This is a genomic window from Paenibacillus sp. FW507-14B1B (assembly GCF_058781425.1).
Genome location: NZ_JBYSWS010000001.1, coordinates 817,909 through 844,827, shown reverse-complemented (window position 1 = coordinate 844,827; position 26,919 = coordinate 817,909). Strand labels below are relative to the sequence as shown.

The following is a 26,919-nucleotide window of genomic DNA, read 5'->3' as shown; positions in this document are numbered from 1 at the left end:
TCTAGGATGCGTTTGATTGAGAGCGCTAATTAGCGCTATATAAGAGGAGAGATATTATGGAGAATAACGTATCCAAAGGACATCCGATCTGGTTTTCAATTATGTTTGGGTTGGGATTAACTATATGGATTGCAGTAGCCTCTGCGGTTGCGACCATAGCGGAGTTGAAAGATACCGGAATCATGATTACTCAAGCTTGTGCTTTCTTCGTGATGGCAGTCATTGTTATGGTGTACATGAGAAAGAAGGATCGCTCACTTGGAATATTCGGATTTCATAAGCTGGATAAGCGCAAAGATAAGGCAGCTCTCTATTACATTCCATTACTAATTATCGTGCTTATTCAACCGATGATGGGTGGACTGAATACAGAACTCACTGCAGCAAAGATCATACTTATCATTGTTTTTTCATTAATTGTTGGATTTACGGAAGAATCCATATTTAGAGGGATTATAAGGGCGAAGTTGATACATAAAGGACCTGTATTTTATATTATGTTCTCTTCCGTCTTTTTCGGACTTTTGCATATGGCTAATGCATTTAGCGGTAGTGATTCCCTCCAGATCATCCTACAAGTGATAAATGCTCTTCTTATCGGCTTTATTCTGGCTCTGCTGATTGAGACGACCAACAATATTATTCCTTTAATCGTATTCCATTTTCTATTTGATGCTTTAGCTCAAATGACGAGAAGCGACATCGCAGATAAAGAAATTATGATCGTTTCCGTGCTTAATGTTTTATACTTACTTTATGGAGCTTATCTCGTGTTCGTGTTATTACATAAAAGAAAGACAAATATTCAAATACAAGCTTGATGGGCTTTAGTGTAATGTATAAGAAGCAGGCTGACCTAGCGGCGTCTAGGGCACAGCCTGCTTTCGTTTTGGCAATAAATTTGAGAAGATAGGGATAGAAGTCGAGTTAGAGCAGAAAGGCGGACGACTATGAAAGATCACATGGTTAATTATGAATTTACGAAGCGAGACGAAGATAATTCTTATGAAAGTATAAAAGGAGCCGTTCTAATGCTTCAAGGAACTGCTTCGGATGTGGGCAAAAGCATCGTTACTACGGCATTATGCCGTATTTTTGTTCAAGATGGACTTCGCCCTGCTCCTTACAAATCGCAAAACATGGCACTCAACTCTTATGTGACCATGGAAGGGAAAGAAATCGGAAGGGCGCAAGGCGTTCAGGCTGAGGCTTGTGGAATTGTAGCAACAACGGATATGAATCCCATATTGATCAAGCCGATTAAAGATATGCAATCGCAGATTGTAATCCATGGGGTACCTGAGATGCAGATGAGTGCTATGGATTATCGGACACAGTTTTTACCGAAAGCGAAAACCATCGTTCTAGAAGCGCTAGATCGTCTTCGAGAGGAATATGATATCGTTGTCATGGAAGGTGCAGGAAGTCCGGCCGAGATTAATCTCAAAGATCGGGATATTGTGAATATGAATCTGGCTGGATGGGCGGATGCACCGGTTCTGTTGATTGCTGATATTGATCGTGGTGGTGTTTTCGCATCTCTCGTGGGTACTCTCGAATTGCTTGAACCTCATGAGGTCAAGCGGATTAAAGGTTTTATCATCAATAAATTCAGAGGAGATGTTGAATTATTAAGGCCGGGGCTTGATTGGCTTGAAGAAAGAACAGGCATTCCGGTGCTGGGTGTTCTTCCATATATTCAGGATATGCGTATCGAGGCAGAGGATTCGGTTGTGCTTGATGAACTTCAGTATCGAAGACAACAAGAACGGGAGCTCGACATCGTTGTTATTCGTTATCCTCGAATATCTAATTTCACCGACTTCGATGCGCTAGGATATGAACCTGATGTGGTTATTAGATATGTCAATTCAGTTCATGAGCTTGGCATGCCTGACGTCGTTATTCTTCCAGGAACAAAGGATACGATCAGTGATCTGAAGTTCCTTAAGGATCGTGGATTGGATCAAGCCATTCTCGATCAAGTTCACCGTAGAGGTGTTCAGCTTGTTGGAGTGTGCGGAGGTTATCAGATGCTGGGGGAATGGCTATGCGATCCTCATGCGGTAGAAGGGGATGCTCGGGAAGCTAAGGGACTCGGATTGCTTCCGGTAGCAACGACATTTCTTAAGGAGAAAAAAACGGTTCGAGTCAAAGGAAAGTTAATGCCGGACCATTCGCTGCTTTTGTCCAGATCAGATTCCAATTCCTTTAAGATTGAGGCGTATGAGATACATATGGGTATAACGAAGCGAGCCGATCTAAGTGGAAATCAAGAGTTTCGCTCTATTTTTAGGTTAGTACAAGACCACGAAGAGACCGAGATTACCGATTCGAATGCAGCACATGAAGAAGGATGGGCTACCTCAGACGGCACCGTATGGGGGACATATCTGCATGGCTTGTTCGACAATGATGATCTCCGGCGATCCTGGCTTGATGGAATTCGTACGAAGAAAGGCCTTCAGCCCATTTCGCAGACATTCAATGCCCATGAAAGAAAGTTTGAGGAATTTGATCGCGTCGCCGATATTGTTCGGGGACATATTGATATGAAGCGGATATATGACATTGTGAGAGAGAAGTAATTAGAAGACGGGTCACGAAGAGGTTTTCTTTATTTCTGAGTAGACCCGTACATCTTCGTTCACTATATAGACGCTAATAATAAACAAAGATAACAATAACTCATATGATTTATTCGCTCGTAAATAATGCGCTCTACTTTTGAGAAGACATTCTCTATTATGCTATTTACCACAAAAGAATGGAGGGTGTGACTCGTGTCCATTCGGATTAAGTTGCTGTTATCTTACACAGGGATGCTTGTCGTCAGTTTAATGATCTTCGTACTCACCGCAAGTTTATTTACAATTGCTTCAACTGGGGATATACATAGTCTGAGAGATTTTTATAAAGTGCATTACCAATTAAATCCTTTATCGGAGCAAGAAGAATCCATATTTTTAGAATTAAAGTATCTTGCAAAGAATGACCCGGATGAATTAAGAAATAAAGAATTATTAAGCGAATATGATTTTAAGCTGAAGACTGAAAGAGCAGGGCTATATGTAAGACGTGAGAGTAACACGATATTCGAGTCCTATTCACTCAATCAACCCGAATTAAGTAAGTCATTGCCTCCCTACGATCTAAATAACTATCAGATTAGAAGCACTTTTAATATCAATGAAAGATTTTATGGGTATGCCAAATTTGACTTTAAATATTCAGATGGAGATAAAGGTAGCGTATTCGTCATTAAAGAACGGAGTCCATTTGTGGAAGTTACTCGCAGATTGTTGCCGATCCTATCGTTCTTACTGATTGGTGTATTGGTTATAGCGAATGTATTATTGTATCGTTCCATAACCCGAAGTGTGGTTAAACCTCTAAACTTATTAAGAGACTCTGCCGAACGCATACAAGAAGGTAATCTTCAATTTGAACTGAATCTGAAGTCGAAGGATGAAATAGGAGAGTTGAATCAAGCATTTGAGACAATGAGGCAGCGATTACAAGAATCAGTAAACCTTCGTCTTCAATACGAAGAGAATCGTAAAGAATTAATCTCGAATATATCACATGATTTGCGTACGCCGATCACGACTATTAAAGGCTTCACAGAAGGTATACGCGATGGTGTAGCCAATACGCCTGAGAAGATGGACAAATACGTTGAGATTATTTATAACAAGGCTGTAGAGATGGACAAACTTGTTGATGAGTTATTCCTATATTCCAAGCTGGATCTGAATCAGGTCCCGTTCACTTTCGAGACCGTTGATATCGTAAGCTTCCTTGATGATTGTATTGAAGAGATGCACTATGATATGGAGAACAAAGGTGTAACTTTTCAGTGGCAACAGCAAATTTCTCAGCGGATTGAAGTCATTGCTGATTTAGACAAGTTAAAGCGTTTGGTAGTAAACGTCATCTCAAATGCACTCAAGTATATGGATAAGCCTGACCCAGCAATCACGATTTCACTGCATACCGTTCCCGAATGGGTGACTGTAGAAATAAAAGACAACGGAATGGGAGTTGATCCAAAAGCGCTTCCCCACATCTTTGAACGGTTCTATCGCGAAGAGCCATCCCGGAACTTATCGACAGGTGGCAGTGGACTGGGACTTGCGATTGCTCGCCAGATCATTGATGGGCATGGAGGGGAGATTTGGATGGAAAGCGAACAAGGTGTGGGTTCAAGTCTATTCTTTACATTGCAGAGATCAATAAAGAAAGAAGGACAGCATTCACATGACACGAATTTTGATCATTGAAGATGAAATTACGATCGCACAATTGGAACGGGATTATTTTGAGATTAATGGATTTAATGTTGATCTGTGTCATTCCGGTTTAGAGGGACTTAAGCTAGCTCTTGAGGGAGATTACAATCTCATCGTCATCGATTTACAGTTACCGGCACTCGATGGATTCGAATTGTGCCGCCGTATTCGAGAGGAGAAGGATGTACCTATCTTTATTGTTTCTGCCAAGAAAGAGGAAATTGATAAACTTAGAGCATTCAATCTCGGAGCGGATGATTATATTACTAAACCGTTCAGTCCAAGTGAATTAGTGGCTAGAGCGAAAGCGCACCTGACTAGATACGAACGTATACTGCGTAAGCTGGAACCTATGGAGAAGCATGAGATTCAAATTCGAGGCGTTCATATTGATAAAGATTCACGCAGGGTGTTTATACGGAATAAAGAGGTGTTATTTACCACTCGTGAATTCGATTTACTAGTGTTCTTAGCGAGTAACCCCAATCGTGTATTTAGCAAAGCTGATCTGTTCGAACGGATCTGGGGCATGGAATCCAGTGGAGATATCGCAACTGTTACGGTTCATATCCGCAAACTGCGGGAGAAACTAGAATCAGATCCTTCAAATCCTCAATACATTGAAACGGTATGGGGAGCGGGGTACCGATTTACGGTGTAATCACAATTTGGTCATCAAATTTCGATATTTTTAAGATATCGTTAATACTTTGTTAATCATTTTTTCTTGGGAGTTTATTTCTATCCTTTATCATTCACTTAAGACAGAAACATAAATAACCGAATGATCTGAGGAGGAAATGATATGAAATTAGCATCTAAAACAATTGGAGCTATGATGGTGGCAGCAACACTTGGTGTATCCTCTTTACCTTTCACGGTACTAAATGCAAACGCACAATCCGCGCCAAGTCTTTCCGGAATTTCTGATACATCGTCAAATTTAACAGATCTAGAGATACAGCAAGCGGTTGAAGTACTTGCAGGGCTTGGTGTACTACATGGTTATAAAGATCAGTCCATGCGTGCACACACACAAATTAATCGTGCGGAGCTTGCAAAAATGGTTGTATTGACCTTCAAACTTCAGGGTGAAACAGAGGGTACTACTCCATTCTCTGATGTGAATCCAAACGCTTGGTATTACAAATATGCGTCGGTACTTGTAGATCTAGGTATTATGGAAATGAAGGATGGAAAATTCAATCCAAATGCAGCAGTAACCGATGAAGAGCTTGTACAAGTCGTATCTAAGGCATTAAAGCGTGATATTTTATCGGTCAAATACTGGGCTAATCCATTCTATTCCGCTAATGATTTCGCATCACGAGGAGAAGTGGCAAGATTATTGAATATTGCACGCCAAGCTATTCCTTCGGATAAAGCTAAAATTACCAATGTGAAAGCAATCAATAATATGACACTCATCGTTACTTTCGATGCACCATTAACAGCTGAGAACGAAGTATTCGCACAAGCGAAAGAAGATTTCGTTTTTAACGATGGATTAACATTGACGAATATGCCGCGCTTGAAGTCAGGCTCTATCGCAACGTATATCGTCCCTACTTCGGTTCAACTCCCCGGCGTTACATATACCTTGAACTATAAAGGCAAGAAAGCAGGGACTTTTGTTGCAAATAAAGTGAAGGTGGATATGACGACAACAAGTCAAGTGACAAGTGATACTTTCGAGATTGAATCTTTGAAAGCTAATGGCGTCATTGACTATGGATATGTCATTTCTGCGTATAGCGGTGGTCGTGGTGCGAATGCATTTGTACTAGATGAGAATGGGAGCGCAGATGGTGTGACCTATCAGATCATTCCTTCTATGCAAGGAAGATATGTCATGATAACGCCAGAAGGCGGAGAGGCAGTGATTGCTAAGTATGTACCATTTACACAATCGACTGACGGAAAAAGCGAGCCAAAATTCCGACTTCCTGAAGGGGAAACTTTGAAGCCTGGTGTGAAATATACCGTAACTTCAGACTGGGCAAATATTGAGACTCCAACATTCGTAGCTTCGGAAATCTCACCATTACACATTACTGGTGCAGAAGCAGTCAGCGAATCCTCTATTCATGTAACACTCGCACAAGATCCTGGTGACGAGCTGTTTTCTGGCCGTAGTGTTGAACTGATCGCCCCGAATGGAGACAAGTTAGTTGCCGCTTATAAATACTCCAGTCGTAAGAATGCAGTAGGTGTGTTCGATATTTTGAATAATGATAAGATGGTTGTAGGGACTACATATTCAGTAGAACCTGTAGGCCAATGGGCAACAGCATCACAAGTAACCTTCACCAGCAAGTAAGCTCGAAATTGAAATCTATACGAAAGGGTGTTGGTTCGCTATGCGCTTTCTCGTATTGACACTTATTCTCCTGATTACAGGATGTCAGACAGACGATGTCAAACGGTTAGGCCATGAAGAGCAGCAATCAACGCAGAAGGTGAACAAACCAATGGATAAGTTAAACCAAGCACTGTTATCTGCTGCTGAGCAAGGGAGTAAGGATGATATAACAAGTTTATTAGCTGAAGGTGCTGATATTGATGCTAGAGATAGTAATGGTAGAACATCTGCAATGATTGCTGTTCACACGAAGCAATTGGATGTATTCGAATGGTTGATTGAGCAAGGTGCAGATATCAATATTCGCGATAACCGCTTAGACAATCCGCTTCTTTATGCAGGAGCAGAAGGAATGCTTGATTTTGTGAAAGTGGCTGTAGCGGCAGGGGCGGATACAACCATTACGAATCGTTTTGGCGGGACTGCGCTGATTCCTGCGGCAGACCGAGGTCATGTGGATATCGTGAAAGAACTGCTTACAACGTCAGATGTTAATATTGATCATGTCAATAATTTAGGTTGGACGGCTTTGCTTGAAGCAGTAATCTTAGGTGATGGGGGACAGAAACATCAAGCTATAGTAAAGTTATTAATAGATCATGGCGCTGACGTTAATCTAGCAGATTCTGATGGGACGACCCCACTACAACATGCAAAGCGTAGGGGTTATCAAGAAATGATAGAAATGTTAGTTCGCAAGGGCGCTAAATAAGTTTTACTAATTTCATCTATGGGAAGATCGGGAGGGTTTATATTTATGAATACATCCTATTGGGTAACGAATGTAAGATTAGAATCTGGATATGTAAGGGAAGAGGGACAGGTTACAGGAACAGAAACAAAAATCTCTAATGTACGGATCGATGAAGGTAGGATAGCTGAAATTAGTGAGACTATAACAGACCCGTATCGAGACTTGCCTAAATACGATGCAAAAGAGTTGTTGATGTTACCTTCTTTTGAAGAGGCGCATATTCATTTGGATAAAACTTATTTTAGTGCTCCTTGGAGAGCCGTGAAGCCGATAGGTAGTATCTTCGAGCGAATCGAGGAAGAGAAAGTTTTACTTCCTAAATTGTTATCTACAGCGCAAGAACAAGCAGAAAGCATTTTGCAACATATACAGGCTTTAGGCTCTACCCATGTTCGTACCCACTGTAATATTGAGCCTGTTAGTGGGCTGAAACGGCTGGAAGCTACAAAACAAGCCCTGAACACCTTCTCGGGGAAACTCTCACACGAAATTGTAGCTTTTACGCAGCATGGTTTACTTCGTTCCAATTCGGTAGAGCTTGTGAAGCAATCTTTAGCAGAAGGAGCGACCCATGTAGGTGGAGTCGATCCCTTTACAGTCGATGGGGATATCGAGAAGTCGCTTCAGACGATGGTGGAGCTGGCAGTTCAGGCTGATGCGGGTATCGATCTTCACTTACACGATGGAGGAGAAGCTGGTAAACAGACGATCACTAGGCTCGTTGATCTGACGGAAGAAGCAGGGTTAGCTGGTAAAGTGACCGTTAGTCATGCCTTCTGGTTTGCAAAAGCTGATCCCCAGGAGGCCGAGCAACTAGCCGCTCGTATGGCTTCACTTGGCATGTCGATTGCTTCCACCGTTCCTATTGGAGGAACCATGATGCCGCTCCCGATGTTACATAAGCAAGGCGTTCATGTTAAGCTTGCCACGGATAGCCTTACGGATCATTGGTCTCCCTTTGGAAATGGAGATTTACTAGAGAAAGCTGGTCGATTTGCAGAATTGTATGGATATAGTCATGAACAGTCATTATCTCAATCTCTTAAATTTATTACTGCTGGGATTACGCCCCTGAATCAGGAAGGTGAACAGGTCTGGCCACGAGTGGGAGATGAAGCGAGTTATGTCTTGGTTCATGCAAGCTGCTCAGCAGAGGCAGTAGCACGAAGAGGCAAGCTTCAAATGGTATGTTATCAAGGTCGGTTTGTAAGCGGGACTTTGTAGTATAAGAGAATAGGGAGGGGAGCCTCTATGACGGATCAACCTAATTACATTGCATGGTTAAGGGAAAAGGTTGGACATGAACCCATTTTTCTCAACTTCGCTGGTGGCATCATCTGTAATGAGTTTAACGAAATTTTATTACAACGTAGAGGCGATAGCGATTCTTGGGGATTTCCAGGTGGAGCGATGGAATTAGGGGAATCTGCCGAAGAGACTGCGATCCGTGAAATATTTGAAGAAACGGGTTTGACTGTTTCCGTAGAACGACTTATCGGTGTCTATACGAAATATACGAATCAGTATTCGAATGGTGATCGGGCCCAGACGATAACGTTTTGTTTCGAATGCAGACCTGTGAACGGGGAGTTGACGGTAGATAATTTGGAAACATTAGAGCTCCGATACTTTTCGGTAGATCAGTTACCACCGTTATTCACTGAGCAGCATCAAGATGCATTTGATGACTGGGTATCAGGAAAGTATGGGGTGTATCGTTAGGTTTAAATAAAGATGAGCTTATAGGCATTGGTTAGTGGGTTAGGCTTCGTCTGGAATACAATAAGCAGGTCGATCTAGGGAAGATCCTTGGAGCGGCCTGCTTTTTTGTGTGAAACATGAATACAAAGTAATAAAACAGAATAAAAACGAATAAAAATGATATCAATTCCCTTGTATAACTGAACAAAGCAGCATATAATCGAAGTGTAATTGGAATAATATGATAATTCAGGAGGAGAAATGCATGGTTCAAGAAGGAGCAGGACTATTTGCGGAAGAACGTCGCGAGAAAATTCTTTCATTACTAAATCAACATAAACGGGTCTTAGCCAAAGACTTGGCAGAAACATTCCAGATCTCGATTGATACGATCCGTCGAGATCTGAGCATGATGGAGGAACAAGGGCTGCTTCAGAAGACACATGGCGGTGCTATTCCTAAGATAAAGGTTAGACAGTCCCCGCAGCCTTCTGAACATCGATATGGCGCAGGTTCACCAGAAGGAAATGCAATTGCTAAATTAGCGGTATCCTATATAAGAGAGAAAGAAACAGTGTTTATCGGTAGTGGTTCTCTTTCATATGTATTATTGCATCATCTTCCTGAACAGATGCCGCTAACGATTGTAACGAACTGTATGAAGGTAGCCGATGCCTTACGTGAACGGGAATGGATCGAAACTTATTTCGTAGGTGGTCGTGTGAAGTCTTCGGGCAATATAACAGATGTCCTTGCGCATGAATTTGTTCGACAATTTAAGTTTGATCTTAGTTTCATTACAGGAGGTGGCGTCTCAGATGAAGGTATATTTGTAGCTTCTCCTGAAGTCGCTGCATTTGGGAGAACTGTCTTCTCAGTATCTCGTCGGTGTATTGGTTTAGCCACCTATCATTCGATAGGGAACGATGGTTTTGCAAGAGCAGGATCCACAGAGGATCTGGATTTGTTAATAACTGATGAACAAGCGGATCAAGAAGTGGTTGAACGAATTCAGGCGTTGGGTGTTGAGGTACGCATTGCGCAAGTAGAAGATTTAGAATAAGAAGGACTTGCTACTTCTTAACGGATAACTATGATAGAAAACTCGAATTGCAACGAGCAATGTCTTAGGCGAATCATTCACCTAAGCATTGCTTTTTTTATGTCAGTATTACCAATCAGCAAATTATTTGGTATCTAACTTAACAATAGAGTTCAGTACTTTGACCAACTGCTCTGGTGTATTTCGGCCCGTCAAAATATACCACAATTTCTCCTTATCATAAGACCAGCCTGCATCCGAAATAACTCCCTCTTTTGTTTCAAAAGTTACGAATTGTCCGCGTGTCGCATTCGGAACAGGAGTTGCGTCATTATTTAAACAGAGCATCATTCGTTCCATTATATTTATTGCATGATTGGGGTTCCTTGCCCATACAATGTATTCCCAATTCGAATGGTTCCAGATCAATATATTTTTATCTAGGTAATAATCAACGTGATATCCGCGGAACGTAAAGGAACCTTCAGGCTTTTCAAACATATCTGATGTGGCAAACGGTTTTTTTCGATAAACAGGAAGTGTGCCAGCTGACATGGTTAACTCATCGTAAGGGAGAAGATTGTTTCGATTGACATGTTTCTGGTGACGCGAGCGGGAAATACGAAATAAATAATGATCTTTATTCACATCCAGTTGGCTAACAAACAATTGGCCAATTCGACGCGTCATTGCAGATGTAGCTACAACAGTGGGGATATAAATGGGAACTTTTGATTTCTTTAATTTTTCTGTAGTTTGTCGATCCCATCTAAACGGCTCTACTGACTCATCTTGATAAGCATAAGTGACAGGAGTAAGACAGAGTAGCAGGGAGATGAAGAGTAATAATGACTTGTGCATTTTGCACCTCCTCACCTATTATTTGTTATGATTTAGGTTTTATGTAATGGTCTACAAAAAGGAGTGAAAATGATGAATATCAAACATGATTTCATGCAAAGTAAGATACTTAGGGAGTTATTAGTATGAGAGGAGGCTTTCTATGTTTTGAAAGCGAATACATTGCAGGAGGAATCAGTATAATTTAAGTCTAACTAAATCGAAAACAGAAAGAGGTTGAAATGTTGATGAGCGATACTTGTATGAGCGAATTGGATCAAATTTCTAGTAAGTCTACTAGAACAAGGCCAGCAAAAGATTGGTTAATTGAACCTGCAGATTATTCAGCTAAACTCTATCAAGGAGAGAATGAACATGAACTCATCTTAACCAATGGTCTTATTAGTCGGACATGGAGAATTGCTCCGAACGCAGCAACCATTTTTTTCGATAATCTAATGACGGGGGAAAGTATTATACGTGGTGTAAAACCCGAAGCTTTATTGCAGATTGATGGCGTATCCTATGAAGTGGGAGGCTTGGAAGGCCAGCCAGACTATGCATATCTGCGTAATGAGTGGGTTCCGTTGTTAACGGCTAATTCAGAAGCATTTCAGTTTACGGGATTCGAGACAGGTCCGACGGAACCGAGGTTTCCATGGAAGCGAGTACGTTACAGTACGAATTCTGCTTGGCCACCGCCAGGTGTGAAGCTAACTCTACATTTCCAATCGCCGATTGGAGAGCTTCGCGGGGTAACGGTATCCGTACATTATGAGATGTTTGACCATATTCCGCTGTTATCCAAATGGATTACGGTGACCAATGACACGGGTTCAGATTTAGTTATTGATACATTCACGAGCGAAATTCTTGCCGTCGTAGAGTGGGAGTCACCTGTTGAGACACCGGAACGCTGGGATTATCCGAACATTCATATAGAAAGTGATTATTCATTCCAAGGGATGACACAGAAGAAGGCAAACCGTACTACAAAATGGATACCGGATGAACAATATACAACTCAAGTTAATTACGATATGAAGACGCCGAGTCTACTGGTGAGTCGTCCGCCACTTGGTCCGGATGCGATTGTTCTATCGGGTACAACGTTCGAAACCTTTAGAACATTCGAATTAATTCATGATAGCACGGATCGTGAGCGAAAAGGCTTAGCACAGAAACGTATGTATCGAACGATTGCACCTTGGGTAACGGAAAATCCTATTCTGATGCATGTATTAAGTGATCAATCAGAGGTCGTGAAGAATGCTATCGATCAATGTGCTGAAGTTGGCTTTGAGATGGTCATTATTTCTTTTGGTAGCGGATTTAACATGGAGAGTGATGATCCAGAATATATCGCTCGTCTTAAGCAACTCGCAGATTATGCGCATCATAAAGGGATCCAGATTGGTGGGTATTCGCTTTTAGCGAGTCGATCGATTAGCTCGGAAGATGATGTTGTTACACCAAACGGTGCTTATTACGTACACGCGCCATGTTTAGGAAGTACTTGGGGACAGCGTTATTTTGATAAGCTGCAAGCTTTCTTCCAGAACACAGGTTTTGATGTGCTAGAGCATGATGGATCGTATGCAGGAGATGTTTGTCATTCTCATAAACACCCTGGACATCGTGGCTATGAAGATTCGCAGTGGTCGCAGTGGAGAACCATATCGGGTTTTTATCGTTGGTGTCGTGAGAATGGCATTTATTTGAATGTCCCTGATTGGTACTTCCTAGTGGGATCGAATAAAGCAGGAATGGGATACCGTGAAGTAAATTGGTCACTTCCTAGGGATCGACAGATCATGATTGCTAGACAAAATATTTATGATGGCACGTGGGAAAAGACACCATCAATGGGCTGGATGTTTGTACCCCTAATGGAGTATCAGGGCGGAGGTGCAGAGGCGACAATTGAACCTTTATGTGAGCATTTGGATACATATGGTGCGCATTTAATGACTAATTTCAGCTCAGGCGTTCAAGCAACGTATCGTGGAAGTCGTCTTTACGATACTGAAGAGACGAAGTCTGTTGTGAAAGAGTGGGTTGATTTTTATAAGAAGTATCGGGAAATATTAGATTCGGATATCGTTCATGTTCGTAGACCTGATGGTCGTGATCTGGATTGTATTTTGCATGTCAATCCACAGTTGAAGTATAAAGGCTTAGCAGTTATTTATAATCCATTGGATCGACAACTTAACACGATCGTTGACCTGCCACTTTATTATACAGGTTTAACGGAGAGGGCTACTGTTAAAGAACAAGGACATGGTGTACCCACTGAGCTAAAGCTTGATCGAAAATATCATGTGCAACTGGCTATTTCACTTCCAGCTAAATCGGGTACTTGGTTTGTTATTGAATGAAGATAGATTTATATTGGGAATGGTATAATTAGGGTTCCCAGCTCCTGACCTTAGTTGTCAGGGGCTTTTTGTTGCAGATTTACTGATATTCACAAGTAATGTGGAATAGACATGAACAGAAGTGGAGAAATGTTACTAGCCTTCTTGGTAGACAGGCGAAAAAAGTACCTGCTATGATGGGTATAATAATAGAAATGTAATTTGATTTGTTGATAACAAGTAATCATCACCGTCTCTAGACGGAGGAAGAAGCCGTACCTGGGTCTGTTGGTTAATTCATAGGGATCAAGTATGATGAATAGGCATGAGACGGTTTCGATAAATTAGAGAGACGTGAACCGGAAGGATGGAGAAGCATGCAATGGATTAAGAAATTGGATCAATCGATATTTTATTGGTGCAACCAGAGATTAAGCAGTCCAGCCATGGATCGATTGTTCGCCTTTATTACCCATTTAGGAGGAGCTAGGTTTACGATCATTTGTGCGTTACTTTTACTGTGGTTTGCTGAAGGTGAATATAAGAAAGTAGGTGTTCAAAGTTCGATAGCACTTGCGGTCAGTCACCTCATCGCAGTCCTCATTAAGAAGTCAGTACGGAGAAATCGTCCTTTTCGCATGCTGAATTCTGTGAGATTAGGAAACTACCCGCTCAAGGATTACTCCTTTCCATCCGGTCACACTACGGCAATATTTGCTTTTCTAACACCAATCATGCTAGTTTCGTCGCCAGGCGTAGGTCTTGTGTTGTTCATTCTGGCCTTACTGGTTGCTTTGTCCAGGGTCTACTGGGGGTATCATTATCCGCTAGATTGTGTAGTGGGAGGAATGATTGGGTTTAGTACCGCAATGATATCTTCTTGGCTGATGGTAATTTAATATCGCGAAGGAGGGAATATGGTGGAGAGCTACAAACGTGAACAAATATTAATACTGTCTGGTTCACTTGGAGAGGGGCATATGCAAGCGGCAAAAGCGATTGTTGAAGCTTCGTCTTTATATAAACCGAATGTAACTGTGAAAGTGGTTGACCTTATGGCTTGGATTCATCCCCGTATGCATGTGATTGAACGCTATTGTTTTAAGCAGTGGGTGAAGCATTTTCCTTCACTATACGGGTACTTATATCAAAAAACTCGTGCGGACAACCCGCTTACATATCTGTTAAAACAGTTTCGTACATCCAGTTTACAACGATTGTGTAAGCTAATTCAGGATGTGAAACCATCCGTGCTTGTTAGTACATTCCCACCGGCTTCAGCAGCTATTTCAATGCTCAAGGAGAAGGGATTGACGGATCTACGTTCAGTGACGGTAATTACAGATCATTCGGATCACAGTTACTGGATTCACCCTAATACCGACCTGTATCTCGTTGGTTCAGAAGAAGTTCAATCGGCACTAAAAAGGAAGGGCATTTCAGATACAAAAATCTCAATAACAGGCATCCCCGTTCGCCCATTTCATACTCAGGTTAGTAACAAACAACGTTTGCGTGAGAAATTGGGCATTGATCCATCATCGTTTGTTGTACTGGTGATGGGAGGTGGCTGGGGGATGATTGATGATACCTTTATGGAACAATTACAATCGGAGCATCTGCCACAAGTACAATTCGTTGTCATCTGTGGACGTAATGTGAAACTAATGCATAGAATGCACGAATCTTTACACGGCAAGCACAATGTTCAGTTGCAGGGGTTTGTCGAAGGGATTAACGAATGGATGGCTGTTTCGGATTTGTTGATCACGAAGCCAGGTGGATTGACCACTTCGGAGGCACTTGCGCAGCAGCTACCGATGTTACTATTCGAACCACAGCTTGGCCAAGAACGGGACAATGCAGCTTATCTGATTCAAAAAGGAGTTGCAAAACGTTGCGAGGTTGAAGGATTATCATCGCAGCTGAATGAAATCGTTCAGCAACCGGAGTTACTGAGACTGATGAGAGAGAAGGCTGGGGAGTGCAAGCAGCAAAATTCTGCTAGTCTAGCGTTAACGCAAATATTAAAGACAACAACTAGTGATACTGTAGCAGTAGATAAGAATGCAGTTTCTATTCCACAATACGCTTGACGATAGCTTCGGCTCGCGAATTCCCGTTCAAGATATCGTAGCTCTTGTAAAGTGTGTGGTTAGTCTATCCAAGGCTGCTTGTGTCAAAGAAATTCATGTTCCTGCTATTACAGATCTAAATGCCTAATCCTTTATACAAAGAAAATAATTCGCAAATCTTAATGGTGATAATATAATCGGTATTGAAGATCTGGTCATTAAAACGACGCTCCATTTTGTTTTTAAAGGAGAGTCGTTTTTTTATGATATCTATATGTGTGCTCAATTACGTAATGGTTTCCTCTGGCTCTATAATTGTAGGAATTGTAACGGTGAACGTTGTGCCTTGCTCTGGTTCGCTCACGATGGATATGGCTCCGCCATGATTATGTATAATATTGTGCGTAATCATAAAACCTAGGCCAGTCCCTGTTTCTTTTGTTGTGAAAAAGGGTTGTCCCAACGCTTTGATCTGTTCTTCTGTCATACCACAACCCTCATCCTGAACATTAACCCGAACTTCATTATTACATGTAAAGACATGAATATGTATTGTGCCTCCATGGTTCATGGCTTCCATAGCATTTTTGAGTAAATTAATAAATACTTGCTTCAACTGATTGGCTTCACCATTAATCCAAATGGATTGTTCGGTGAAGATCGGAAGAATCTCAATATTTCTCATAGAAGCTTGTCCGCTCATGAAGGTAATTACCTGTTCGATGATAAGTATGAGATTCATAGGTTTACTATGATGAACAGCTTGTGGCTTAGATAATACTAGTAACTCATTGACGATAAACTCAATCCGTTTCAATTCGGACTCTATAATCGAGAAATAATGTTCTTTTTTGTGCTCCGTAGAACGAAGAAGTTTCATAAATCCATTAATCGCGGTTAACGGATTTCGGATCTCGTGCGCTATACCGGCGGCCAATTGCCCAGCTGTAGACAATTTCTCGGATTGCATGAGTCTTTCACCCTCGATCGTTTGCTCAGATATATCTTTGAAAACACCAAGGATTGCTCTCTTCCCATTAAGTGTGATGGGGATTGAGAACCCCTCCACATATTTCTGTTGTCCATTTAAGCACTGGATCAAATATACAACTGAACCTACCGATTTATGAGAATAGTATTTCTTTCTACGTTCAGAGAGCCTATCGTGATTGGAAACGTCGACAATACTGTTCGTAGACATTCCAATTAATTCATCAACACATTCAGCCTGGAGTAGTTGAAGACCAGAAGGATTTACATACTGAATGACCCCATGATCAGTAATGAGCACTGCTAGAGGTAATCTCTCTAAAAGTTGCTGGAATGAGTCCTCTTTCTCATGGAGATTTGTCTTCGTAAAATGAAACTTCGTCTCCATTTGTCTTATCATCGTCTTGTTCTCAAATTGTGCAAAATAATAGAGAGGCAGATTATGATGATCGCGAATGATTGAAATGCTAATTCCTAGAGATAAGCGATATCCCAACGGATGGTTATAATACTGCTCCAATAGCACCTTTTCCAGTACCTTAGTCTGAAGTGTAATTCCGTGTTGGACGATGTGATGGATGAGAAATCGAGCTTCTTGAGGTATTCGTGAAGGTGAAGTTAATTCTTCCATATGAGTTCCCAGGAGATCACATAGTGCTGTATTTATCTTAATGAGGAATCCATCGAATGAGATAAGAGCCATACCAATCGAAGCTTGAGTAAAGGCAAAATCATAAATATGCTCTTCATTTGGGAACAAGGGGGAATCTCCTCTCTTTATCATTCCAGATGAGGTGGGTTACTCATATTATAATCATTAGATAGAAATCAGCAATATAGAAATAAGGGAGAGTAATAGTCTTATGAATTTATTTATTGTAGGGGATGTACTTACAACATATCGAGAATGGTCCTAATGAATATTGGCTTCCGCAATGCGGATCAGATACACTTAATCAGCTTAAATCAGCTAACATGGAGCTGCAGATCGTTTCGGAGTGGATTCAGGAACTTCCACTTGTTTGGGAGAACGACCGTGTTTTGATAAGTCATGCAGGAATTGCAGATCAGGTGGATGCCCCGTTTGAGGAAGGCAACGAGAGAGGAGTTCTGTGGAATCGTACACCGCTGAGAAATATAGGTAAACTTCAAATAATCGGTCATACACCTTGTCGATCAGGCTACCCAGAGTATGACGCAGAGTCGAATTCGTGGAATATTGATACTGGAGCTTATCGGAAATGCGCACTTAATGGTGTTCACGTTAGTCCTTTAGGTGAGGTGCTTGAGATTGTCCAGGTAGAAGTGGATTCAATGGATGTGAAATAACCTTGTGCGATCATTAATACTTTCATTTCGTTAAATAGACCGGACAGAAGCCCGGGTTCGCTAAGCATAGCGATTCTGTAAACTGGGGTTCACGTTTGGAGAGTTCCCTGAAATAGCTACTAATGATGTGATTAGCACTGATAGATCCATTGGCGAAAGTCAGTGATGATAAGGATTGGACATGTTGGTAGTAATATTTCTTCTCGCGTCTAGGAAGTTTGTAGATGGATGGGGGAGCGTGGGTCACGATATCAAGAATATTAGCGTAACGATAAGTGTTCTGTACATATTGTTTGAAGACATTCGAGAAGGCGGGATCACCGACACGTGGGGACCCATAGGTATATAGATGAGGTGAGGTGTAAGGTGTGTTTACTGCCATATCTATAGCGCATAATGTCGCTAACGCAGCGCCAAGGCTGTGACCCGTTATGAATAAAGATTTGTCAGTTGACATCCTTGATAGTGCCGCAATAATCCCGAGTCGTGCCGAAGCGTAAATATCTGTAAATCCTCGGTGGGTTAATGTGTCTTCCGGTATATAATTAAATCTCTTCTGTGAGGCAATCATGTCAGATACCCAATCAATAGTTGTGCTAGTTCCTCGAAAGGCAATAATAATCTGCTCTGGTGATTCCAAAATATATCCGAATCGCTCCCACACATTATTAATGGATTTTGCTTCAATCGTATAGTGGAGCTGAAAGTTGAATGGAACAACGAAAGAGCCATCAACGCTCAAAAATTGGTCATAGGTCTGACCGCAGATTGCCGCTAAAAAAATTGCCCAATGATCTTGACCATCCGTCGTATTCATATGAATCCCGCCCTTCGACTTCTTCCTAATCTATATTAGGAATAGGAGGGAGAGATGCCTTTATGAGCGATCCTCTGCGTAATGATATTACGGAAGTAAATAAAGGGGCAGTCCAAGTCAATTGACCTAGACTGCCCCTTCTTATATACTACCGTGCAGTTTATTGTTCTACTATTGCGATGATCTCATCTTCTAGATCAAGCTTTACCTTGTCACTGTATGTCCGAATATCATATTCAGAGTACAAGTAACGGAGTATCGCTTCAATCAGATTGGATTCGATCAAATACTGGCTTCGGCTGTTAACCCAGACCTCAGCGGTAAAACCAGTATCTTCTTCCCAGCTCAGTTCAACCGTAACATCTGTAGGTTTTACACCTTTGCGTTCAGCTTGATGCAAGCAGACCGCATTGATGATTTCATCCATCGTTAGAATCATAATTAGTACCGATCGTCACGACGCTCGTTCTGACGACGACGATTTTTAACTGCGCGCACAACAGCCATCACGACCATAATAAGAACCCAAACTGCAATCAGGTTAATGAGAAGACCCATGATGTTTCCAAGCATACCCATGCCAGCAAACATTCCGCCGAACAGCATACCTGCAATACCACCAATCATGAGACCTTTCATCAAGCTACCACCACTGAAAAATCCTGGCTTCTTAGCTGCACCAGCGGTACCTGATGTATTGGACTTATTCGTAGATGATTGAACATTATCTGTCTTTTTAGGTGTAGTGTTGTAGGTTTTCTTTCCAGAACTAAAGCCGCCGCCACCTCTTCTAGCATCAACGGAGTCTGGAGCAATTACCATCAGGAACATAGTAAGGGCTACAAAAATTGCAAGTACTTTTTTCATCGTGTTCTGTTGAACCTCCCAGTAAAATTAGAATTTAAGTCATAATGAGTAATACGGACAATCTCACGTTATGGTTTCAAAAAAAATAATGAATCATGAACTGGTTGTCTGCATTTTGTGCTGTTTCAGAAGCTTCAGAACCCAGTCACACCATTTCAGTTCCGTTTCAGCCATCATTATGCCTTTGGAAGCGAGGATGAAGTTGCTGAATTCCTTGCTGCCGAAATGACATTGGTCTTCGGGGATTTTCTGTATAATCCCTTCGTAATACTGTTTCTTCTCAAGATAGATGCTGCGACGTTCCTCGTAAATGTCAAACGCAATACCAATATCAGTTAACCATAGGCAAAAAGTGCGTAATGACAACTCGTCTTTTGTAACAGACGGTGCAATCGGAAGATGCATCCAATCGCGTAGTTTCTGCATACCAGACTCAGTGATGACATAAATCTTCTTGTCAGGTTTATCGCTTTGTTGAACCCAGCGTGAGCTAAGGAGCTGTTTATCCTCCATGCGAGCTAGAAGTGGATAAATCTGACTGTGCTTTGCTTGCCAAAAAGGTTGGATACGGAGCATTAACTCATAACCAGATGATTCTCTACGCGCGAGTAGACCCAGCAGGCCATATGACAACGTGTTCATGTACATAACTCCCTTTGAAACATAATCGCGGAACCTAGGATATAAATTCTCACCCTAAGCTGGTCCGTTTGTTCAAAGTGTACACTGAAACTGTATGGTTTGACAACCTGAAGGCGGAGGAGCAACAAAAAAAGCATAAGCTGATGACCAGCCCATGCTTTTTTGTGAACAATGAATGACAATTTTCTGTTATTTATTGTAACCTTCAACAACCAGATCCAGTGCTCCGGTGGTTGGGTCAATGACCATACCGTGTACAGGAATGTTTGGCGGTAGAAGAGGGTGTTTTTTAATGACACCAACTGTATGCTCAACAGCAGCCGTAACGTTATCGAAACCACGCAACCACTTGGTTAGCTTAATGCCGGAGTTTTCAAGGGTTGACATTACCTGCTCGGAAACGCCTCGTTCAATCATTTCTTGGATCATATGATCTGCATTCAAGGATGCCATGCCGCATTCATGGTGTCCCACAACAATAACTTCATCAGCACTTAGTTCGTATATGGCAACGAGTACACTCCGCATAACGGAGCCGAATGGTTGAGAGATAATTCCACCCGCGTTTTTAATGACTTTAACATCACCATTCTTAAAGTTCATAGCTTTAGGCAGCAATTCTACGAGTCTTGTATCCATACAAGTAATGATAATGGTCTTCTTATTTGGGAATTTACTAGTGCGGTACGCTTCGTACTCTTTGTTCTCGACAAAAGTGTGGTTATGTTCCATAATTTCGCTAACATGTGACATTAGATAGTTCCTCCTAGTATATAAATATATAGTATTGCCATAATGTTATGATCTGGTATCTACCAGTTGGATGTTCGTTCCATAGCTCTGATTACGGCTATCTAATCGAAAAGAGCTTAGCTCCGGAAGAACATCTAATTTCATAAAATCTTCAAAAAAAACCTCTTGCCTACGGTTGATGACGAATGGAATGGAGTCGCCGGTCATGACGACAACATCATCGGGATCCATTTCGTTAATGATTTGTAATCCCGGTATCCCGTTTACAGCACAGCCGCATCCTTCAGTGTCATATATAAGCCTAACACTGCCCGGCGTTTCACCGATCTGTTCCTTCAGCTTCCTTTCCGCATCTACGGTCAGTTCAATGTTCATGGCTCTTAGACACTCCTTTAATTATGTACAAATTTAAAATCTCTACTTAAAAGTTGATTATAAACCTTCTAAAAAGTATCATCAATAGTGAGCATTTTACAAAATGAATCAGGGTTGTTCAATCGACAATATATTGAGTCAATTATGACTACTTTTCTATATATTGTGCCGGAGATCGACTGATATCAAATTTTGAGAAATGCAATAAATACGAAAAATACATATTTGAAAGCAGGTGGCCCCATAATGAATGCACAGTTCACAGAGCGCTGGGAACAATTACAACAATTGATGCGCAAAATAATAAGTTACTCAGAAGCCGTTGGTTTATTACATTGGGATCTGCGTACAGGAGCTCCGCGTAAGGGAGTAGAAGCTCGTTCTGAAACCATAGGTATGCTCTCTACCGAGGCGTTTAAACTTCAAACATCTGCAGAAATGGGCAAATTGTTAGATTTTTTTGCTCAACCGGATATCGAGCAGCAGCTTGATGAGACTAAACGACGTATGGTCGAAGAGTGTCGCAAGGAATATAACCGCAGCAAGTTAATACCCGAGCAAAAGTTTAAAGAATATACAGTGCTTGCAGCTCATGCTGAATCCAAATGGGAAGATGCCAAGGAGAATAGTGATTTTGCTGGTTTCGAGCCGTTCCTATCCAAGATTGTTGCATTCAAGCAGGAGTTTATTGATTATTGGGGCGTAAAAGAAACGCGTTATGATACACTTCTAGATATGTATGAACCTGATTTAACTGTACAGAAGGTCGATGAAGTATTTGATCGATTGCGTGCCCGTCTGGTTCCACTTGTGAAATCAATTCTGGATTCGCCAAATAAACCGGAAACTGGATTTCTGGATCAATTGTTTGCAGATGAGCAGCAGGAGAAGTTCGGACTGTTTATTTTGGAACAGATGGGTTATGACTTTGAAGCAGGTCGTATGGACGAGAGCGTTCACCCTTTCTGTACGGGACTTAACATTGGGGATGTTCGAATTACAACCAACTACCTTCAAGACGATGTCACCAGTGCTATGTTCAGTTGTTTACATGAAGGTGGGCATGCACTTTACGAGCAGAACATCGATAAAGAACTGGAAGGTACGCTTCTTGCAACAGGTACCTCCATGGGGATTCATGAATCTCAGTCCCGACTTTGGGAAAATATGATCGGACGTAGTCGTCCATTCTGGAACCGCTACTTCCGTGATCTGCAGCAGCATTTTCCAGATCAGTTCAGCTCCGTTGAGGTGGAGGAATTCTACCGTGCGATTAACAAAGTAGAAAATTCACTCATACGGATCGAAGCCGATGAATTAACGTATAACCTCCATATCATTATCCGATATGAAATTGAGAAGATGCTGTTTAACGAGGGTCTATCTGTAAAGGATCTTCCTGAAGTGTGGAATAGCAAATACAAGGAATATTTAGGCATTATGCCGCCGAATGATGGATTAGGTGTGTTACAGGATGTTCACTGGTCAGGAGGAGATTTTGGATATTTCGCCTCCTACTCTCTGGGCAATATGTACGCTGCTCAATTCATGCACACCATGCGTAAAGAGATTCCAGATTTGGATAGCATGATTGAAGAGGGCAACCTTAAACCTATCAAGGAATGGTTAACTGAGAAAATCCATAAGTACGGTAAAAGTGAGACACCGGCCGAGATCGTCATTCGAGTGACCGGAGAAGAGCTAAATCCAGATTATCTAGCGGATTACTTGGAGACGAAGTATAAAGAGATTTATAAGCTTTAAAGAACAATATGTTCTTTCATAAGGACAGCTGCTCCGATTTAGGGGTGGCTGTTTTTTTATTGGTAATACAGGCGCTTAACCATTCACAGGCACTGCGCATATGCTGAAAGGAAAAGTGTGGTTAATGGAATGGAGGCTTTGAAGAATGCACAAAAGATGGTTTGGCATGATGTTAACGATTCTGCTCGTATGCGGAATGGCGTTAGCGGGTTGTGGTGGTGGCGGATCAGGGAAAAAGGTGAAGATTGGTGAGGTGACACGTTCTATTTTTTACGCGCCTCAGTATGTGGCATTTGAACAGGGTTTTTTTAAAGAAGAGGGGCTTGATGTAGAGCTTCAGACGACCTTCGGCGGCGATAAGACGATGACAGCCTTACTCTCCGGCGCGATTGATGTAGCATTGGTAGGCTCGGAGACGTCGATATATGTGTATCAACAGGGAACGGATGATCCAGTCATAAACTTTGGTCAGTTAACCCAAACAGATGGAACTTTCCTTATGGCTCGAGATCTCGATGGAGAATTTGATTGGAACATGTTAAAAGATAGCGTTTTTCTTGGTCAACGTAAGGGTGGGTGAGTGATACCTATATTTAAATAGGCATATAGGTAAGAGAAACTTTTGTTCCATCCGTAATTCTTATTTCTTTAACAATTTGTCGGATAGCATTTTTAACAACAAGACGTTCTTTGGAAAGCAATTGACCCTTGAGGGAATCAACTTTGTCTTTCATCTTTAAATTTAAAACTTCATCCGACTCTGCAGTCGCTTCTGCCAATTGTTTGTTCAATAAAGATCGTTCTTTTTCAATTCTATTTTTGGCGTTGATAAAATCTTCTTTTGAAAGATCCCCTTCTTCGTAAAGTTCCAATTGTTTTTGTAGTTTAATGCTACATTTATTGAGTTGATCTTTAATCGATTTAATATCATAACCTGGGGCAAGGTCTTCCGATTTTGTGACAGATGCTTTACCAAAGTTAAATGTATCCGTTAATAGGATATCGTTAATAACTCCATTCTCTAGTTCATCACGATTTACTGAATGCCTAAAACACTCACCCTTTTTATGATATCTGGAGCAAAGATATGAGTAGTATTCTTTTCCAGAGGATGGTTTTCTTCTATGTTGTCCGATCATACTAGCCCCACAGTGTTCACATACAACGAGACCAGACAATAACCATCTTTCATTATCAGCTTGTTTTCGTGCGAATTTCCGACTTTTCATAGCGATCTGAACGTTTTGGAATGTTTCTGAATCAAGAATTGCTGGATGATGGTTGTCGACAATTATCCATTCTTCCTCAGGGCGCGTCAGTTGCTTTCCTTTGTGGTTATAGGTCCGATTGTATACCAAAGTACCTTTTATTGTTTCTCGTCCCATGAGCTTGCGTACAGCCCCCTCTGAGAAGGTGTTGCCATCTTTGGTTCGAACTCCAGCATCGTTTAGTAATTTTGCGATCTTCAAACAACCAGCACCCTGTAGTACCCACTCAGCCATTTTATGGACATAAATTGCTTCTTGCTCATTAATAGCTAACTCTCCATTCACAATGTCATATCCAAAACAAGGACGCCCGATGGCCTTCGTTGTATTTTTGGCAAGGGACCTCATATTGTCGCGTACCCGTTCCCTAATACGCTCCCTTTCGAATTCAGCAAAGGCTCCAAGGATTTGAAGAACCATTCTTCCTGCTGGAGTAGATGTATCGAAGCTCTCACTCGCGGACGCATATCCACAATTATTGGTTTCAAGAAAATCTATTACTGTAAGCAGGTCCAGCAAGTTACGGCATAATCGATCGAGTTTGGAGGTTACCACCAAATCATAATCCGCTACTTTGCTTAAAAGTTTTTTGAGCTGCGGCCGATTCATATCCTTAGCTGAATAACCGTCATCTTCATAAAGATCAACTTCATCATATCCCATCGCCTTACAATAGGCGCGCAAACGTTCATTTTGCTCTGATAATGAGTTTCCTTTTTGGACTTGTTCATCCGTACTTACACGAGTATATATTGCAGCCCTCATTATTGTCCCTCCGTAGCTTTTACATGCTGAAAGATTTCGTTAGTTGTGCAATTCAATGCAGAGCAAAGCTTATCAAGGGTGTCGAGATCAACACGTTTAGTCCGATTGTGATATAAATCAGCAATTGTATTTCGAGCTAAGCCTGTCCGATTTATAACGTCAGATATTTTCAGTCTTTCTCTTCCCATAACTTCGCTTAAACGATTAATTATCATGCATTTACCTCCCTTGATGATTGAAATAGTATCTTATTTGATTGATTTCATCAAGAAGGTGATTATTACTAATTGGTGTACACTAAATTAAATAGAAAATGAATGCAAAAATTATCTAATTGTTAGTGAATCCGTTAGCTTTTAACGTGATATATTTGTAACATAGGAAATCGAGAAGAGGACACCACAGGGGCATGAATGCCCTAATGATCGGGTCGGCCATTGTGCCGGCCTATTTTATTGGAGTGGTGCAAAGCTCCCTTCTCGGTTTCTGATTGTAGGATATTCCAGATTGATGTCGAAATAGTCAATCTGGGGGGTGAGGAAGATGTCCTTTGATTGGGGCGGTTTTACAGGCGGTATTATTGGTGTTATAGGAGCTTATGGGGCAGCGCGATATTCATTTAAGAAACAACAGGAAAGTAATGAACCTTTTAAGCACAGAAAAACTTATGACCTAACTATTAATATTAGAAATATATATGAAACTCATTTTTGGGCCATGAATAATACTGGAAGAATAGAAAATTTTGAAGAGCTATTTAAAGTAGCGATAGACTTCAAATTTGAATTGCAAAAAATAATACCGGAAGCCATTGAGTTAGATAGATCCTTAGTAAGTTCTTTAACTGACTCTATACATCAGATAGCACATATTCACATGACTCATTTGGTTTTGGAAAGGAATATGGATAACTTTATCAATTGTAAAAATGAGTTATCTAATCTCATCCACTTAAAACAAGAGGAATGCGACAATAGAATTAACGAAATTCTTAGAGCGCATCTTTCATAATTTACCGCCTCTCACTGATCGTACCTCACGGTATAATCGAGGAGAGGTGTTTTTATGTTCATCAATCCAATGTTATTAGAAACTACTGATGGTCCTTTTAGCCATCAGGATTATATATTTGAACCAAAGATCGACGGACATCGTCTTCTGTTCTCTCAGGAGAATGGACGAATCCGGTTATACACCAGACATGAGACAGACTGCACCTTGCAGTATCCTGAGTTACTGACACCATTTGATGATGACATACTCCTGGATGGCGAAGTGTGCTGCACTGATCCTGAAACAGGTGGTGTAGACTTCGAGACTGTAATGATCCGGTTCCAAGCCAAGAAGGAGCCACGCATTCAGCAGCTGATGAGTATATCACCCGTAACGTTTATTGTATTCGATATACTTAGATACAAAGGTAAGGATCTTCGTAAATTGCCTCTGATGCAGCGTAAAGAGATCCTGAGTGGTCTTCAAATGCCGAATCAACACTTCGGTATCATTCCTTATGTAGAAGCAGCAGGTGAGGCGCTGTTTGCTCAGATGGAAGCACAGCAACTTGAGGGTATGGTCGGAAAGAAAAAGAACAGCATCTATGAATGCCGACGATCTCCATCATGGCAAAAGGTGATCAACTGGACTTATGTCGATGTCTTTATCACTGGGTACCGGAAAGAGGAGTTTGGATGGCTTGCTGCTGTTCCGACAGACTCAGGTAGACTTCGGCCCGCTGGGGTTATAGAATTAGGTGTTCCACCAACCGCAAAGAAAGCTTTCTATGGAGTTAGCAAGTCGCTTATAACTGGTGAGGATAAGAGGTTCGTTTACGTGGATCCGAGGATTCAGGCGAAGGTGAAGATCCGGAACTGGACGAAGTCGGGGCTGTTACGTTCGCCGGCATTTGTGGAGTTTGTTGTTTAA

At 41.5% G+C, this 26,919-nt stretch carries 26 protein-coding genes and 2 pseudogenes; 18 read left to right on the top strand and 10 right to left on the bottom strand.

The genetic code is table 11. The features are described 5' to 3' along the window. The first annotated feature begins 56 nt into the window (after positions 1-56). The 9 genes from AC3WJJ_RS03960 to AC3WJJ_RS03920 all read left to right on the top strand — a co-directional run bounded on the left by AC3WJJ_RS03960 (position 57) and on the right by AC3WJJ_RS03920 (position 10,172). On the top strand, positions 57-821 hold the full coding sequence (locus tag AC3WJJ_RS03960; RefSeq protein WP_492538199.1) for a CPBP family intramembrane glutamic endopeptidase: 765 nt from the start codon (positions 57-59) through the stop codon (positions 819-821). A 210-nt stretch (positions 822-1,031) separates the two neighbouring features. Further along, positions 1,032-2,588: a cobyric acid synthase gene (locus tag AC3WJJ_RS03955; protein ID WP_492539576.1), complete on the top strand. Its 1,557-nt coding sequence runs from the start codon at positions 1,032-1,034 to the stop codon at positions 2,586-2,588. A gap of 195 nt (positions 2,589-2,783) precedes the next feature. After that, positions 2,784-4,283: a sensor histidine kinase gene (locus AC3WJJ_RS03950; RefSeq protein WP_492538197.1), complete on the top strand. Its 1,500-nt coding sequence runs from the start codon at positions 2,784-2,786 to the stop codon at positions 4,281-4,283. Further along, on the top strand, positions 4,261-4,953 hold the full coding sequence (locus AC3WJJ_RS03945) for a response regulator transcription factor (protein WP_492538195.1): 693 nt from the start codon (positions 4,261-4,263) through the stop codon (positions 4,951-4,953). Before AC3WJJ_RS03950 ends, AC3WJJ_RS03945 begins: the two co-directional genes overlap by 23 nt. Positions 4,954-5,097: 144 nt before the next feature. Beyond that, positions 5,098-6,612, top strand: a complete 1,515-nt coding sequence (locus AC3WJJ_RS03940; protein ID WP_492538193.1) for an S-layer homology domain-containing protein — start codon at positions 5,098-5,100, stop codon at positions 6,610-6,612. A gap of 40 nt (positions 6,613-6,652) precedes the next feature. Further along, the gene (locus AC3WJJ_RS03935; RefSeq protein ID WP_492538191.1) at positions 6,653-7,366 is read left to right on the top strand and encodes an ankyrin repeat domain-containing protein; all 714 of its coding nucleotides are present in this window, start codon (positions 6,653-6,655) and stop codon (positions 7,364-7,366) included. 45 nt (positions 7,367-7,411) lie between these two features. Further along, on the top strand, positions 7,412-8,632 hold the full coding sequence (locus AC3WJJ_RS03930; RefSeq protein ID WP_492538189.1) for an amidohydrolase: 1,221 nt from the start codon (positions 7,412-7,414) through the stop codon (positions 8,630-8,632). Between the two features lie 27 nt (positions 8,633-8,659). Then, entirely contained in the window at positions 8,660-9,130 is a 471-nt protein-coding gene (locus AC3WJJ_RS03925; protein WP_492538188.1) for an NUDIX hydrolase, read from the top strand. A gap of 244 nt (positions 9,131-9,374) precedes the next feature. Then, positions 9,375-10,172, top strand: a complete 798-nt coding sequence (locus tag AC3WJJ_RS03920; protein WP_492538186.1) for a DeoR/GlpR family DNA-binding transcription regulator — start codon at positions 9,375-9,377, stop codon at positions 10,170-10,172. 123 nt (positions 10,173-10,295) lie between these two features. Here the strand turns inward: AC3WJJ_RS03920 and AC3WJJ_RS03915 are convergent, their stop codons facing one another. Beyond that, positions 10,296-11,012: a hypothetical protein gene (locus AC3WJJ_RS03915; RefSeq protein ID WP_492538184.1), complete on the bottom strand. Its 717-nt coding sequence runs from the start codon at positions 11,010-11,012 to the stop codon at positions 10,296-10,298. A 242-nt stretch (positions 11,013-11,254) separates the two neighbouring features. Between AC3WJJ_RS03915 and AC3WJJ_RS03910 the strand changes: the two genes are divergently transcribed. The 4 genes and pseudogenes from AC3WJJ_RS03910 to AC3WJJ_RS03895 form a co-directional block, all read left to right on the top strand. Next, positions 11,255-13,372 (top strand): hypothetical protein, encoded by a 2,118-nt coding sequence (locus AC3WJJ_RS03910; protein WP_492538181.1) that lies wholly within the window; start codon positions 11,255-11,257, stop codon positions 13,370-13,372. A 356-nt stretch (positions 13,373-13,728) separates the two neighbouring features. Beyond that, on the top strand, positions 13,729-14,250 hold the full coding sequence (locus tag AC3WJJ_RS03905; protein ID WP_492538179.1) for a phosphatase PAP2 family protein: 522 nt from the start codon (positions 13,729-13,731) through the stop codon (positions 14,248-14,250). Between the two features lie 21 nt (positions 14,251-14,271). After that, positions 14,272-15,447 carry an MGDG synthase family glycosyltransferase gene (locus tag AC3WJJ_RS03900; protein WP_492538177.1) on the top strand — a complete coding sequence of 392 codons (1,176 nt, stop codon included), beginning with the start codon at positions 14,272-14,274 and terminating at the stop codon, positions 15,445-15,447. 10 nt (positions 15,448-15,457) lie between these two features. Further along, positions 15,458-15,574, top strand: a pseudogene (locus AC3WJJ_RS03895) (short-chain dehydrogenase); the annotation flags it as partial. A 138-nt stretch (positions 15,575-15,712) separates the two neighbouring features. Here the strand turns inward: AC3WJJ_RS03895 and AC3WJJ_RS03890 are convergent. Further along, entirely contained in the window at positions 15,713-17,176 is a 1,464-nt protein-coding gene (locus tag AC3WJJ_RS03890) for an ATP-binding protein (protein WP_492538175.1), read from the bottom strand. Positions 17,177-17,301: 125 nt separating this feature from the next. Here AC3WJJ_RS03890 and AC3WJJ_RS03885 point away from each other — a divergent pair, with 125 nt between their 5' ends. Further along, entirely contained in the window at positions 17,302-17,745 is a 444-nt protein-coding gene (locus tag AC3WJJ_RS03885) for a hypothetical protein (protein WP_492538173.1), read from the top strand. A 22-nt stretch (positions 17,746-17,767) separates the two neighbouring features. Here AC3WJJ_RS03885 and AC3WJJ_RS03880 read toward each other — a convergent pair whose 3' ends face one another. The 6 genes from AC3WJJ_RS03880 to AC3WJJ_RS03855 form a co-directional block, all read right to left on the bottom strand. Beyond that, on the bottom strand, positions 17,768-18,562 hold the full coding sequence (locus tag AC3WJJ_RS03880; RefSeq protein ID WP_492538171.1) for a lipase family protein: 795 nt from the start codon (positions 18,560-18,562) through the stop codon (positions 17,768-17,770). A 160-nt stretch (positions 18,563-18,722) separates the two neighbouring features. Continuing rightward, on the bottom strand, positions 18,723-19,001 hold the full coding sequence (locus AC3WJJ_RS03875; protein WP_422660980.1) for a YxcD family protein: 279 nt from the start codon (positions 18,999-19,001) through the stop codon (positions 18,723-18,725). A gap of 2 nt (positions 19,002-19,003) precedes the next feature. After that, a complete protein-coding gene (locus AC3WJJ_RS03870) occupies positions 19,004-19,429 on the bottom strand; it encodes a hypothetical protein (protein ID WP_492538169.1) in 426 nt (141 codons plus the stop codon). Between the two features lie 93 nt (positions 19,430-19,522). Further along, positions 19,523-20,071, bottom strand: a complete 549-nt coding sequence (locus tag AC3WJJ_RS03865) for a PadR family transcriptional regulator (protein WP_422660982.1) — start codon at positions 20,069-20,071, stop codon at positions 19,523-19,525. Between the two features lie 189 nt (positions 20,072-20,260). Beyond that, complete coding sequence (locus AC3WJJ_RS03860; protein WP_422660983.1) at positions 20,261-20,824, bottom strand: beta-class carbonic anhydrase; 564 nt, start codon at positions 20,822-20,824, stop codon at positions 20,261-20,263. Positions 20,825-20,869: 45 nt separating this feature from the next. After that, positions 20,870-21,199, bottom strand: a complete 330-nt coding sequence (locus AC3WJJ_RS03855; RefSeq protein WP_492538166.1) for an iron-sulfur cluster biosynthesis family protein — start codon at positions 21,197-21,199, stop codon at positions 20,870-20,872. Between the two features lie 246 nt (positions 21,200-21,445). On the opposite strand from AC3WJJ_RS03855, the gene AC3WJJ_RS03850 reads away from it, so the two are divergent. Both AC3WJJ_RS03850 and AC3WJJ_RS03845 read left to right on the top strand, forming a co-directional pair. Further along, complete coding sequence (locus AC3WJJ_RS03850; protein WP_492538164.1) at positions 21,446-22,963, top strand: carboxypeptidase M32; 1,518 nt, start codon at positions 21,446-21,448, stop codon at positions 22,961-22,963. A gap of 145 nt (positions 22,964-23,108) precedes the next feature. Further along, a pseudogene (locus tag AC3WJJ_RS03845) lies at positions 23,109-23,540 on the top strand (ABC transporter substrate-binding protein); the annotation flags it as partial. 16 nt (positions 23,541-23,556) lie between these two features. Here AC3WJJ_RS03845 and AC3WJJ_RS03840 read toward each other — a convergent pair. Then, positions 23,557-24,996 carry a recombinase family protein gene (locus AC3WJJ_RS03840; RefSeq protein ID WP_492538162.1) on the bottom strand — a complete coding sequence of 480 codons (1,440 nt, stop codon included), beginning with the start codon at positions 24,994-24,996 and terminating at the stop codon, positions 23,557-23,559. Then, positions 24,996-25,211 (bottom strand): helix-turn-helix domain-containing protein, encoded by a 216-nt coding sequence (locus AC3WJJ_RS03835; protein WP_492538160.1) that lies wholly within the window; start codon positions 25,209-25,211, stop codon positions 24,996-24,998. The genes AC3WJJ_RS03840 and AC3WJJ_RS03835 overlap by 1 nt, the downstream gene beginning before the upstream one ends. A 328-nt stretch (positions 25,212-25,539) precedes the next feature. On the opposite strand from AC3WJJ_RS03835, the gene AC3WJJ_RS03830 reads away from it, so the two are divergent. Both AC3WJJ_RS03830 and AC3WJJ_RS03825 read left to right on the top strand, forming a co-directional pair. After that, complete coding sequence (locus tag AC3WJJ_RS03830; protein WP_492538157.1) at positions 25,540-26,007, top strand: hypothetical protein; 468 nt, start codon at positions 25,540-25,542, stop codon at positions 26,005-26,007. Between the two features lie 54 nt (positions 26,008-26,061). Continuing rightward, positions 26,062-26,919 carry an ATP-dependent DNA ligase gene (locus AC3WJJ_RS03825; protein WP_492538156.1) on the top strand — a complete coding sequence of 286 codons (858 nt, stop codon included), beginning with the start codon at positions 26,062-26,064 and terminating at the stop codon, positions 26,917-26,919.